Genomic DNA, 12,877 nt, shown 5'->3' with positions numbered 1-12,877 from the left:
GGTTCGACCCCGCCCCTGGCCACCCTGTCTCTCTCGCCGTTATACATAGCTTGACCTGCGGGTTTGTCAGTTGTTCGGCCATCAGGTTAGCTCCTTGATTCATCAACGTGTGCGCATGTGGATCATGAATGTGCCCAGGACGTGCCCAGAACATTGGTTTCGTCTCAGGACGCCTGCCGGGGAATGATTTTCGCGGTCGCCTCGGCCGCGGCCACAGCGAGTTCCGGTAGGACGCTGGTGTAGACATCGCGGGTGAACGCCGTACTGGCGTGGCCGTGGTTTTCCGAGACGATCTTGATGTCGACACCTGCCGCGAGCGCGTACGTGGCGGCGCCGTGGCGAAGGTCATGGAGCCGAACCGGCGGCAAGCCGCTCTCGATGACGAGGCGTTCGAAATGATCGGAGACCTTGCCGGGATGCAGGTGACTCCCATCGGGCTCGGTGTAGATGTACCCGGTGTCCTTCCACTCGGACCCGTACCGTAGCCGTTCCCGGTTCTGCCGTGCCCTTCGTCTGCGCATCCCCGCCAGCGGGATGTCGTCGAGCCCGATCGTGCGGACGCCGTTTTCGGTTTTGGGCGGCGCTTCCAGAACGTCCCATCCGTCCAGCACCAGCTGCGAGGTGATGTCCAGCAGCTTCTCCTCGTCGCGCAGTCCTTCCCACTTCGCGCCACAGGCTTCGCCTCGGCGAGGCCCGCAGTAGGCCATGAACTCGAACAGGTCATGCAGCGGGTCATCGGCGATGGAATCCAGGAACTGACCAGTCAGCGCTGGCGTCCAAATCATGACTGGACTCGGAACCTCCCCAGTCTGCTGCCAGCGCTCGACGCGCTGCTTCGTCCAGACCATCGGCTTGCGTGGGCTGCTGTCACCCATATCCAGAAAGGCCGCGACGTTGACGTTGCCGGGCTCCTGTTTGAGCCACCAGTTCAAACCGGCGCGCAGAGTCGCCCGAATGTTGCGCTGCGTCGTCGGTCCAGTGACGCGCCGATACGGCGGCATCGACCGGAGCTGATCCTTCAACACCTTCCTCGCGGCCCGGCAGACGGTGACGCTGATGGTCGCTTCCAGATCCTTTCGGGCCGCGTTGTTGGCCTCGATCGCGAGATTCGCCTCATCAATGTCATCGAACATCTGGATCAAGTGCCCCACACCGAGCCGGCGAACGCGGTGCCGGCCGATCCGCGGCTTGAGGTGAACCCGGATGTCGGTCTCGTACTGTTTCGTCATCCGCCCACGCTTGCGCCGCGAGTCCTGCCACAGGTCAAGAAGCTCAGCCACCGTCAGGTCCGATGTGATCTCCAGCGTGGAACGTAACCGCCGCTGGACATCCGCAACCTCCGGCAGCGACTCTCGGGTACGCGACAGGTGCGCCAACAGCGCGGCGACGCGCTCCTGGCCGTCCTCATCATCGCGGTCCGGAATTGCCAATATCGTCCGCACCCTGTCGTGCACAGCCTGCGCCTCGGCACTGGTGCCGTAGCCGCCCCGCCGGAAAAGCCGCCGCTTCTTGCTATTCGGATCCGGACGAAGTTCTTGCCGAACCTTCCACCGCACAACATGCTTCGCGCTGTTCGCACGACGGCACGACGATCCCAGCTCTGCGCCGGTTTCGGGATCGCGACATGGGCAGTATCGTGTGACTGATCCAGCAGGCATGATTTCCCCTTCAGTTGTAACGATGATTTGGTGAGCCGCCACCAAGAGAAGTGGCCGAGGAATCGGGTAGGCGATAGCCGCAGCCTGGCCCTTCTTTGCGAAATCCCGAGGTTTCGTGACGAGAATGGCCGGAGGATTCCGTTTGGGTTCCGATCCGGTGCCCAGATGACCGTACTGGGCACAGTCACAGGTGCCAAGACCCCACAGAGTTCCCCCAGAGCGGGCCAGTCGTCTGCATTCGACGCATTCTGAGCGTACGGTGACGGCGACCTTCTGAACCGTCCGCCGCACTGGATCAACCCCTGCATTGATCAACCGGCGGTCAGCCAATCAGCGGATGAAGACGGCGGCCCTCATGCGGCGCCATGACAAAGCAGCTTCCGGTCCGACGCACCGCTCAGCTCGAGCATCGGAGAACGTTCAAATAAACGGCGGTGCAACATCATCCGCGACGGTCCGCGCCAACGGTCAAAATAACGAACGCACATACCGACGCGCCGCTGAAACCACGTACGTTCAGGTCAACCCGCATCAACGGGCCTAGGCCGTCCCAATCGGCGTCGCTGACCTGCGCATTCGTAAAACGTCTCATCGTTTTTGTCCCACGATTTTCTCATCGTTCTGTCCATTTCCTCGCTGGAATCTGAGGCGCCGCATCGCGGATAGAGCTGTGACCAGCTGATTCTCAGCGAACTTGTCGCAAGCGTCATCGAGATGACAGATCGATGAGAAAATGACAAGTACGAAAATGGAATGGTCAGATGTTCAAACTGTCTGAATGCCTCTTGTGGGTCGTTGGCTAACGTCGGCGACGTAGCTGGTCCAGTCGCCGGCGATGACCGCATCACCGCCGGACACCGGTTCCACGCCGTCCGGGCCCAACTGCTGGAGATGGCCGGCGATCCGGCCGGCGCCCGCACCGCCGGCCTGGACGCCGCCCGGCACACCACCAGCCTGCCGCATCAGCGTTACCTGCACGCCCAAGCGGCTCGTCTCACCAACGCCGGATAACCGGGCAGTCACCAACCGGCCCGTCGCACTCTGACACCGCGCACGAGGAGGGCCTGCGCCGCGCCGGCGCCGTGCACCATCACGTCGAATCTCGACGGCTGATGTCCGGATCACCCACACCGCGCCGACGTCCTTGCTGAACGGGCACCAACGTCAGAGGTGTCCCTGAACGGAAGAGAAACTTCCATGAGCCTGCCCATTCCCAACCACATCCGCGCCAATCGCCTAGTCGTCGCGGCGCACCGAAGTCCCATGCCGGCGCGGATCGCGATCGCCGCGACCGTGGCGTACTGGCTGCTATCTGCGGCCGTGGTCATCGTGAACCCTCAATGGAACCCGCTGACCCGACAGCTCAGCGAATACGCCCTCGCCCGCCATGGCTGGCTACAGGTCGCGGCGTTCCTCGCGTTGGCACTGGCCTACGGCATGCTCACCATCGCCGTCCGTACTTCCACCCGCGGGCTCGCCGGCCGGATCGGGCTGGTCATCTTGCTCGTCTGCACCCTCGGCAGCGCTGGCGTCGGAGTCTTCGTCACAGATCCCATGACCACCTCACCAGACCAGCTCACCACCCGCGGCTTGCTGCACACCGCCTTCGGTGGCGGCGCCTTGATCCTCCTGCCCATCGCCGCGCTCCTGATCACCCGCAGCATCGCCCGCAACCACCAGCCCAGGACTCCACGCCGCCGCCACCTCTACCGTCTGGCCCTGCTCCCACTGGCCGGACTGCTCCTGATCTGGGTACCTGAGGCCGCCGGTCTCATCCCGGCCGGTGGCTGGCCGGACCGGGTCCTATTCCTGGCCTACACCGCCTGGGTGATCGCCCTCGCAACCAGCCACAGCACGCCGCTCGACATCGAGAAGGGTGGGTGAGCGGAGTGGTTGCGTCCTCGGTGCCGCAGTGGTCTGCGGGCCGCGGCTGCACCGAGTCCGCGAATGACTGCGTCGAGCTCAGGCAGGCGCTGCCTGTGTTGATCCACATCGAGCACATCGGGTCGACGGCGGCGCCTGGGCCTGGCGGCCAAACCGATCATCGACCTGATGGCGACGGCGCCGGACCTCGGCATGGTCGATCGGGATTCCCTGAAAAGTCTCGGTTATCGCCGTCATTTCAACGGAATGGCCGATCGGCTGCTGTACGTGCGCGGTGCGCGTACGCACATCCTGCATGTAGTCACGCTGGAGAGCTGGCCGAACCGCAACCAGCGGATCCTGCGTGACCACCTGCGTACCCACCCACGAGATGCGGACCGCGACGCACAACTCAAGCGGACTCTCGCCGCCGCCGGCATGACCGCGCGCGACTACACCCGAGCCAAGACCGAGCTGATCCAGGAGCTAACAGCATCAGCCTGACCAGCCCCAGCCTGCTCTCGTACGCGACCAAGTCGGCCGCCGTCGACGACCAATACCAGCGCGAGTAGTGAACTCTTTCCTTATACGAATGGAATTCTCGGATCGGCAAGGCCGAAGCTAGGCTGTCAACCGTGACACGATCCAGCGTCGAGTCCGGCTACCTCACCCAGACGCGACCGGTACCGCAGCCCAACGCGCGCGCCCGAGTCTGCCGACACCCGCACCATCGGGCCATGCTTCCAGCCGACGACGGCGAAACTTCGGCGACACGCCCAAACGATTCTCATCTATTTGTCCCATGGGACAAATCATGGACAACTCTTTTGAGAATGGGTCATCTCTTTTGAGAAGCTACATCAGCTGTAGGTTCTCGCGGAACTTGTCTCAGTAAGCGTCGCTGACCAGGGACTTCGCAAGGTGTCTCATCGTCTTGTCCTACGAATTTTCTCATCTTTCTGTCCATTTCCTCATTGGACCTCGCTCCGGCTCCGTAGCGGATATGGTTCCAGTATTTCGCAGGCTTTTCTCATCGTTTTGCCCTGGTCCGTTTCATTGACTTGTTCAGTTTCTTTCGGGCGCTTCGTCGGGTGCCGTCATGGTCCTGGCTCGCACGGTTCCGGAACACCGATGATGCCGGTGATCGCGGGCAGGGTGATCAGCAGGGTCCCGGGGCCTTCAGGCTGCGCTATGGATGATTGGTGTATGCGTGTTGTGGTGCTGACAGGTCCGCCTGCGGTCGGAAAGACGACAGTCGATCGGCTGGTCGCAAGCGCCCGTGAGCGATGCGCGTTCGCGGTAACGGCATGACTCCGAACGGTCAATGGGCAAGCTGCTGGATCAGTTCTTCGGTTCGGCGAGACCGTGGGCGAAGGCGTACGCGACGGCTTGCGCGCGGTCACGCAACCGCGCTTTGGCGAAAATATTGTTGATGTGCGTCTTCACGGTCGCGGCCGAAATGACGAGCTCGGCGGCGATCTCGGCGTTGGATTGGCCGCCGGCGATGAGCGCGAGCACCTCGACCTCGCGGCCGGTGAGGCCGTCCGGCGGTGGCGTCACGACGGCCGTGACGGCGTCGGCCAGCCGGCGCTGGACGCGCGGATCGAACTGCGCGGTGCCGTCCCGTACGGCCGCGATCGCGCGACCGATGGCTTCCGGCGATGCGTCTTTCGTGAGATATCCGCGTGCTCCGGCGCGCAATGCGGCCAGCACCGACTCGTCGTCGGAGTACGTCGTTAGGACCACGACACCGATGTCCGGGAATTCGCTGCGAATCCGGCGGGTCGCCTCTACCCCGCCCATCCGTGGCATGCGCAGGTCCATCAACACGACGTCGGGCCGATGTTCGGCGACCAGGCGGAGTGCTTGCGCGCCATCGGATGCGGTGCCGACGACCTCGACATCGGTCAGCAGCCCGAGGATCAGGACGAGCCCCTCGCGTACGACGGTTTGGTCGTCCACCACCAAAACCCGGGTCATGCCGGCACCGTCAGCCGTACCCGGAAGCCGGCACCGTTCGGCCCGGCGTCGAGCGAACCGCCCAACAACTCGGCCCGCTCTCGCATGCCGGTCAGGCCGTAGCCGCCGCCGGCATCGGAAAGCTCGCCGGGCTGTCCGCCGGTGTCCGCGACCTCCAGTTCATACGATGCCCCCTTTCGCCGCAGGATGACCGAAATCCGGGCACCGCTGGCATGTTTTCGTACGTTGGTGAGAGCTTCCTGCGCGGTGCGCAGGATGGCCCACTGCGCTTCCACGGTCAGTCCTTCCGGCTCGACGACGTGGACTTCGCAGTTTCCGTGGAAATCACTGGCCAACTCCCCGAGTCGGTCGGCCAACCGGACATCATCGCCGCGTAGGGCCTCCAGCGCCCGTTTGGTCTCGCTCAGGCCGTCCCTGGCCAACCGTACGGCCCGCGCCACCTGCGTTTTGGCCTGCTCGAAGCGATCGTGTTCAAGCAGCAACCGGGCACCTTCAAGATGGACGACCTGTGCTGACAACGTGTGCGCCAGCAGATCGTGCATCTCGCGGGCCAACCGCTGCCGTTCGGCCAGGACCGCGGCCTGCGCACGGGCCCGGGCGGTGATCTCATTCTGCCGGCGGGCGGCGATCAGCAACTGGACCACGATCGCGAACGCGCCGAGGGCCAACGTGCCCATCGCCATCCCGAAAATGAGGCCGTAGTCGACGGTGCCGATCAGCAGATACTCGACGGTGATCCCGAGCGCATCGAGGACGACCACGGCGATCGCGGCCGGCAGTGGCAACCGGAACGCGGCGATCCAGAGAGAATGACATAGGTGAAGCCGAGCGGGCTGTAAAACGGTCCCAGCGCGCCGATCCACAGTGCCGCAGCGAGGCTGACAAGCGCCGCCGCGGTCCGCCAAGCGGAGTGCACGCCAGTCATGGCATGGCAATAAGCGCCGCCGACTATCGCGCTCAGGCAGCACAGGAGCACGAGGCCCGGCCAGCCCAGTCGTTGCAGAACTGGCTGCACCGCTGTGCTGGCGGCGAAGAGCCCGTACGCGTAGCCAGCTCCGGCCAGCAGCCAGCCGACGTACGGACGTTTCATCGCTCCAGTATGCGTTCCGGTGCCGCGACCGCCATCGGAGCGCGGGTGGAGCCGCTGTCCACCCGCGGAGGCGGTGCCTCGTTGATGACGGCCAGGATCTCCCGCGCCGCGTCTCCTGGGTCTCATCTCCCGCGTCTCGTCCCCCGCGTCTCGTCGTCGGTCGCGACCTTTTCCGCGACGTCGACCGCATCCTGGGCTTCTCGTCACCGAGCTGATCTGGCAAACCCTTTCACTCGCCTCCCTCAATCTGCTTCCCAACCACACCGACGCGCGGACCGCGGCCAGATTGCAAGGATCAACCTCACCAGAGCCTCGGCGGCGCGATCGCCCATCCCGCTAGGTGGAGGGAATTTCCACCCTCGGGACCGTGTGATACGCACGCCTCGTGGTGACGATGACACTGTGAAGCAACTCGCCAATCGCAACGGTCTTGACGACCTGGCCGCCAAAGGGATCGGCCCTGGCTGGCCTCTGGCTATCAGCTACGGCCGGTTTGTGATCTTGTTCGCCATCGTCGGCACGGTCACTGCCACATTCGCCCTCCAAGGCCGTCCGTACGGACTGACCGTCGGTATTCTGATCGCACAGAGCGTCATCAACCTGCTGAACGTCGTGACCGTCCTGATGCTGCGATCAGCGCTGCGTCGCGAACCGACCCGGTTTCGCGAGCTCGTCGGTTATCGCCGCGAGCGGCTGGTGGCCGACATCTGCTGGGGGGTGCTCTGGCTGTTCGTGCTGACCACGATTTTCTGGCTGGTGACCAGCCTCCTGCCCATCCTGCTGTTCCAGCCACACACCGCCGCGGAATTCTCCGCCATGTATCAGAAGACATTTGTCGGCGAGGCTTCCCAGGCCGGCGCGGTCTTCACCCTGCCGCAGACTGTCTTCGTCGCCAACCTGGTCATTTTCGCCATCACCAACCCGATCGTCGAGGAGATGGCCTATCGCGCGTACGCGCAACAGCGACTCGTGGCCAGCGTTGGCGCGCCGCTCGCGATCGCGTTGCCGGCCGTGGCTTTCGGCCTGCAGCACACCTTGTACGCCTTCAGCGCCGCCGGCATGATCGTCTTCGGAGTGTCGTTCTTCTGCTGGGGTCTGGTCAGCGGCTGGATCTACCACCGACAGCAGCGACTGATCCCGCTGATCACGGCGCATTTCATCACTAACGCCGTCCTCGGCGCGGCGTTGCCCATCACGCTGATGCTCAACGGCTAAAGACTCCCGTTCGCCGAGTTTGCTCCAAGCGTCTCGCCTGTCCTGTTGCGCGGCAACTGTCTGGAACTGCCAACTGCTCGCGAACGCGTACGGTTTCCGTCCGCGCCTACTAACTGAAACGGCTGCGACGCGATCGCGACAACGTTTCGATCAAAGTCGGCCAACACAATCCGCGCTAATTCCAAGCGGCTCTCATACGCCAGCAGGCCGCTGATCGTCGCGGACCGTACCGGCCGGAATAGTGGCGCCTGCCCTTATAAGATCGAAACTCCCTCACAGGCAGGCCGGCAACAACATCATCGACGGCAACTCGATCAAGAGTTGTGTCCACCACGACGTCGTCCGCGCGGCGATAGTGCACGGCTACGCTCTCGACCCGCCGACGAGCACTCGACGCCATACCGAAGGGTCCCAGCAGCACGACTCGCCGGACGCCTCGACACGCCGTACCGTCTCACCAATTTGTCGCAAGCGACATTTAGGCGACAGATCGATGAGACAAGCGACAGATACGATTAGAACCTACAAGCCGTAGCGTACGAACCGGATGTCTTGCGATTCCCAATACTTCACACCGAATACTCGAGACTTCTCGACAAGCTGGCCGTAGTCGGGGGCATGGATCATCATTCCTTGGCCGAGGTATACGCCGACATGGTGGTAGTACGATGACGAATCGCCACGATCGTGGAAGAAAATCAGATCGCCAGGTGCAGCCTGTATCCGGGACACCGTGGTGCCGAACGAGATCTGACCGCTGGCCGCGTGCGACAAACGGATCTTCCCACCGCTGGCTTGATATACCGCATACAGCGTGAGACCCGAGCAGTCGAAGTTCCCTCCCGTCGGGCCATGGAAGTCGCCGGCTCCCCAGTCGTAGCCCGCCTTGCCGAGCCATCGCGACGCGAACTCGACGACGCGCTGTCCGAATGGCCCGGCAGCGGCGCAGATGGCCGTCGCGATCGCAGTCACGATTCGCGCGGCAATCGCCTCGTGCTTCGCGTACGCGTTTGGGTATGCGCTGCGTTCGACCCGCTGCGCAGCAACCGTTAGCGGCAGTTGCTCCCACCCAGGAACCCTCAGCAAAGCCTTATAAAACTGTTGAGACGCATACACCGGATCGTGCAGCTGCTCAGCCGAGCCCACCCCTGCGACGGGCGCTGCTGAAACAATCCGACCGAGTCCCGATCACCATCAGGCGAATTGATCAGGCTTGACTCCTGCATCGCTGTCGCCACCGCGATCACCCACCCGCGCTGGGGAACTCGCATCTGCTGCCCCACCCGAACGATCGTTGCCGCGTTCCCGAACATCTCCTCGGTAATCCCGCTACTGCCCAGCTCCGCTGGCCGTATCGGCGTACACGCCGACACACCAGCGTCGCCACCCATTCCTAGGAGACCGGAAATCATTGTAGCGATCAGAAACACAAGAAGAACCGGGAAGGCAATGAAAATTGCAATCTTCGACAAGGTTCACTCCAACGTAGAATTGAGAAGTAAAGAGGCCGCGGAGAGACCTACTTGCCGCCGGAGATGTCTCAGGAATACGGCAGCGCTGTCCGCGATTCCGAGCCCCGCTCCTTTAGCGGAGCCACGACTCGATCTGGACGCCGTTGATGCGGAAGGGGTCACCCTCGCCGCCGGGCCAAGCCGTCAGGCGCCTTCGCGCGGCCCCGCCCCGACAGATGCGCCACCGTGCCGGCGTTCGCGCTGCGCGTCACGCGGACTGATCCGTCGCATGAGGCGGCTCCTTGATCAACCGCGACGCTAGATAGAATCGGCCTACCGGCGTGTGAGTTCAACAGAGACGGCGATTGACGACTTATGACTGAAATGCAGGAGATCAAGGTCAAGCACCGGATCAGCCGGCCTGCAGCCCGGCTCTAGTGCAGCCGATAAGTGCAGCGATCGGCCCGTGTCGCCAAGAAACTTATAACGCGACCCTGCTATGCGATCGAACGGTGAATTCCAGTGATCGTCGCAACGTTGCTGTTAGGTCATGGTGTCAAAGCGGCGGTGAAGATGTCGGCTGGGGTGCGCCAGCCGAGGGTTTTGCGGGGGCGGTCGTTGAGCCGTTGCTCGATGCGTTGCAGTTCTTCCGCGCTGTGGATGGATAGATCGGTGCCCTTGGGGAAGTACTGGCGCAACAGTCCGTTGGTGTTCTCGTTTGTGCCGCGTAGCCAGGGCGAGCCGGGAAAGGCGAAGTACACACCCTCGCTGAAGTGCTGCGCGATTCGGTCGTGGTGGGCCATCTCCGAACCTTGATCCCAGGTCAGCGTCAGGCGAACAGTGGTTGGCAACGGGGCGAATGACGCGGTTAAGGCGTGGTCGACCGCGGCGGCGCAGTGGCCGTGCGGGAGGTGAATGAGTTTCACATAGCGGCTGGTGCGGCAGACCGCGGTGGCGATCGCCGAGCGGCTGCTTCGGCCGACGATGAGGTCGCCTTCCCAGTCGCCGATCCGGGTTCGTTCGGTGACGATGGCGGGCGTTGGTTGATCGGGGTGCCCGGGACGGTGAATCGTGGGCGGCGCTGGTCGGGGCGTCGGCGGCGTTTGCGCAACGGTCGGCTGGTGCGTAGCCGCTTGGTCAGTTGTCGATCGAGCCCGCCGGGCCCGCCCAGATAGAGGGCCCTGTAGATGGTTTCGTGGCACAGGTTCCAGGTGCGTTTGTCGGGAAATTCGGTGCGCAGCCATGCCGCGATTTGCTCCGGGCTCCACTCGAGTTCGAGCTTGGACTGCACGTGCGCCCGAAGCTCGGTGTCGGCAAGGAGGCGGCCGCGGCGTGGTCGACGGGCTCGCTCGCGTGCCCGGGCGTGTGCCAGGTCGCCGTCGTAGGACCGGTCGTCAGCTGTGGTGTTGCGTTTCAGCTCGCGGCTGATGGTCGACGGTGAACGTCCAAGCGCGGTCGCGATGGCCCGGACGGTGAGTCCGTCCCGGCGCAGGGTGGCAATTCTCCGCCGCTCCAGCAACGACAAGTACCTGCCCGAGTGCGCACGCTCCGGCAGCGTCAGCGGGGCCAGGCCGCCATTCTCCGCCCGCCATCGGTACCCGGTCTTGCGGCCGATCCCCAGCTGCCCGCACGCCTCAGCCGTGCCCATACCGGAGGCCAGCAGCCGCCAGTACTCCGCCTCGATCACCAGTCTGCGCTTGCGTCCGCGCCTGCCCATCAACACTCCCTATTTGATCATGAAGTGTTGCGACGAGACCTAGAACCCAAGTGCCACGCCGGGTCAGTTTTCACCCGCCGCCGACAAGTAACCACGCGGTTTCACACTGGACGTCCGTTCCCTCGCTGCCCGCAAGGCCTGGTGAACATCCTCTGCACGAAATAATGAAGCCCATCATGGACGGATACGGCTATTCAGATCTAGGGTTATTGGCTGCGCCAAGTCGAAGATTCGCGATCCACGGCGAGTGCGCCGAGGGCGGCTTTCCAGCCGTGGATGGTGGCGCCTTCGACGAGTCGTCCGCGCGCCTGCGCCAGGACTTGGCGGTCATCGATGCTGACACCGACCTGGTCCGCAATCTTGCGGTCTTGACCGGGCATCGGGCGGACCTGATCGCCGATCGCGTGCGGATGATCAACCGGCTGCGGGACATGCTGACCAGCGTCTTTCCCAGCCTGGAACCAGCCGGCAACACTCACGAACGAGGAGATCGCGCCGCCGCCGGTGATCGCGGCCAGCACGTACTGCGCACTCGCGCACACGGCCAGATAGCCGACCGTCCTGGGATTCACGTACGAGAGCGTCGACACATACTCGGCCACGGCGTTGATGTTGGCGATCTTCCGCACCGGCATCTGGGCCTGCCGCGGCGCGCCGCCACTCTCTCCGAAGCCGGCGAAGTCGACGTGAAAGCCGTGAAGCCACGCGTGTTTGTTAGGGCGGGTGACCTGGACCGGGCCGGGAAGCATTGAATCGCTGCTGTTTGTCGTTGATCCAGGGGGCGCCGACGCCGGATCGCCCGACGACGGCTGGCGCCGCCCGACCGGCTTTCGTTCAACGTGCACGTCGATTGGTTATGCTGTCAGGCGACAGGAGAGGTCGGCCCACGTAGTCGTTGGTCTCACTTGTTCGACCAGGTAGAGCAAAAAAATAACCGCCGCCGATCGGCAAGATATACCTGTCGAGGGCCTGGCCGACCAGTCTGCGTTGGATTGTTTCGAAGCCTGAACGCAGGTCGCGTTGGAAGCATACGAAGATCAACCCTTCCTCGGGGTTCCCCTCGGGTTCGGTACCGCGTCGATATGAGTAGCCGCGGCGAAGGATTCGACTTGATTGGCTTTGTGGGGTGCGTGGGTTGGCCCGTCGTATGTGGGCGTCTAGTGGGATTGTTCGGCCGTACGGATCGTTGGCGTAGTCGAATGGTGAGTCCTCGTGGTCGTGGCCCAGAGGTGCTCCGTCGATCTTCCGGCGCCCGATGATCGCCTCCTGGCGCTCGAGTGGCTCGGACGCCCACAGTGTGGGGGCGAATTGGATCCGCCGTATTACCTGGTACGAGCCGCCAGCCGCCCAGTCGGGTTCGCTGCCATCATTGGCTGTCCAGACGAATTGGTTCATGACGCCGGGGTTGTTTGTGTCCGGGTTGCCGGCGCCCTCGCGGAAGCCGAACAAGTCTCGGGTCTTGCACTGTCCTGTTGTCCCGATGGTGTTCTGGTCGCGGAAGCCGTCGATGCGCCATCGCTCTCGTAGCCGACTCTTGGCCGCGGCACTGATCTGGCACCAGGTGGCTTCCGCAGCGTGTGGATTGTCCGCACAGATCTGTAGGAGAAGGTCGCCGTGGCACTGTGCTGGATCGAGTAGGTCGTTGGGGAAGCTGGGCATTGTCGTGAGTTGGCGTGGACGTTGCTTCGCTAGGCCGAAGCGACGGTCGAAAAGTGATGCGCCGACCGCGATGGTGACCTCAGCGTCTGGCGTCGCGAGGTTGGCCGCACGGAAGACATGCTCCAATGCGCCCGGCGTGATATCGGCTCCAATGAAGAGAGCCGTTCGCGGCGGTACGGAGGTGATGCCAGGTTGGTGATTCGGCATCTTTCTGGCCGCGTCCCGGATTGCCATCTTCGCCGAT

The 12,877-nt window shown here is 63.6% G+C and carries 10 protein-coding genes and 2 pseudogenes; 5 read left to right on the top strand and 7 right to left on the bottom strand.

The window, feature by feature from the left end; all coding sequences use genetic code 11:
* Nucleotides 1–164: 164 nt before the first annotated feature.
* Nucleotides 165–1,556, bottom strand: a complete 1,392-nt coding sequence (locus GNX95_RS40215; RefSeq protein WP_163513288.1) for a site-specific integrase — start codon at nucleotides 1,554–1,556, stop codon at nucleotides 165–167.
* Between the two features lie 897 nt (nucleotides 1,557–2,453).
* On the opposite strand from GNX95_RS40215, the gene GNX95_RS40210 reads away from it, so the two are divergent.
* The 3 genes from GNX95_RS40210 (at nucleotide 2,454) to GNX95_RS40200 (ending at nucleotide 4,025) form a co-directional block, all read left to right on the top strand.
* A complete protein-coding gene (locus GNX95_RS40210) occupies nucleotides 2,454–2,669 on the top strand; it encodes a hypothetical protein (RefSeq protein WP_187369764.1) in 216 nt (71 codons plus the stop codon).
* 186 nt (nucleotides 2,670–2,855) lie between these two features.
* The gene (locus GNX95_RS40205) at nucleotides 2,856–3,542 is read left to right on the top strand and encodes a DUF998 domain-containing protein (RefSeq protein ID WP_163513286.1); all 687 of its coding nucleotides are present in this window, start codon (nucleotides 2,856–2,858) and stop codon (nucleotides 3,540–3,542) included.
* A gap of 135 nt (nucleotides 3,543–3,677) precedes the next feature.
* Nucleotides 3,678–4,025, top strand: a complete 348-nt coding sequence (locus GNX95_RS40200; protein WP_343035101.1) for a GrpB family protein — start codon at nucleotides 3,678–3,680, stop codon at nucleotides 4,023–4,025.
* 837 nt (nucleotides 4,026–4,862) lie between these two features.
* Here the strand turns inward: GNX95_RS40200 and GNX95_RS40195 are convergent.
* From GNX95_RS40195 to GNX95_RS40185, 3 genes are read right to left on the bottom strand one after another with little or no spacing between them, the layout of a single operon-like run.
* Nucleotides 4,863–5,501: a response regulator transcription factor gene (locus GNX95_RS40195; protein ID WP_163513284.1), complete on the bottom strand. Its 639-nt coding sequence runs from the start codon at nucleotides 5,499–5,501 to the stop codon at nucleotides 4,863–4,865.
* The gene (locus GNX95_RS40190) at nucleotides 5,498–6,262 is read right to left on the bottom strand and encodes a sensor histidine kinase (RefSeq protein ID WP_163513282.1); all 765 of its coding nucleotides are present in this window, start codon (nucleotides 6,260–6,262) and stop codon (nucleotides 5,498–5,500) included. The genes GNX95_RS40195 and GNX95_RS40190 overlap by 4 nt, the downstream gene beginning before the upstream one ends.
* Nucleotides 6,217–6,591, bottom strand: a complete 375-nt coding sequence (locus tag GNX95_RS40185; RefSeq protein ID WP_163513280.1) for a hypothetical protein — start codon at nucleotides 6,589–6,591, stop codon at nucleotides 6,217–6,219. The genes GNX95_RS40190 and GNX95_RS40185 overlap by 46 nt, the downstream gene beginning before the upstream one ends.
* Nucleotides 6,592–7,086: 495 nt before the next feature.
* Between GNX95_RS40185 and GNX95_RS40180 the strand changes: the two genes are divergently transcribed.
* Nucleotides 7,087–7,806 (top strand): CPBP family intramembrane glutamic endopeptidase, encoded by a 720-nt coding sequence (locus tag GNX95_RS40180; RefSeq protein WP_163513278.1) that lies wholly within the window; start codon nucleotides 7,087–7,089, stop codon nucleotides 7,804–7,806.
* A 522-nt stretch (nucleotides 7,807–8,328) separates the two neighbouring features.
* On the opposite strand, the gene GNX95_RS40175 is transcribed toward GNX95_RS40180, so the two are convergent.
* The gene (locus GNX95_RS40175) at nucleotides 8,329–8,952 is read right to left on the bottom strand and encodes a C40 family peptidase (RefSeq protein ID WP_163513276.1); all 624 of its coding nucleotides are present in this window, start codon (nucleotides 8,950–8,952) and stop codon (nucleotides 8,329–8,331) included.
* A gap of 853 nt (nucleotides 8,953–9,805) precedes the next feature.
* Nucleotides 9,806–10,974, bottom strand: a pseudogene (locus GNX95_RS42850) (IS30 family transposase).
* A gap of 302 nt (nucleotides 10,975–11,276) precedes the next feature.
* Here GNX95_RS42850 and GNX95_RS40165 point away from each other — a divergent pair.
* Nucleotides 11,277–11,441: pseudogene (locus GNX95_RS40165) on the top strand (IS110 family transposase); the annotation flags it as partial.
* Between the two features lie 367 nt (nucleotides 11,442–11,808).
* On the opposite strand, the gene GNX95_RS40160 reads toward GNX95_RS40165, so the two are convergent.
* On the bottom strand, nucleotides 11,809–12,867 hold the full coding sequence (locus GNX95_RS40160; RefSeq protein ID WP_163513274.1) for a Dyp-type peroxidase: 1,059 nt from the start codon (nucleotides 12,865–12,867) through the stop codon (nucleotides 11,809–11,811).
* Nucleotides 12,868–12,877: the final 10 nt, after the last annotated feature.

Source organism: Fodinicola acaciae, from assembly GCF_010993745.1.
GTDB lineage: Bacteria > Actinomycetota > Actinomycetes > Mycobacteriales > HKI-0501 > Fodinicola > Fodinicola acaciae.
This window is presented reverse-complemented; position numbering and strand designations above follow the sequence as displayed.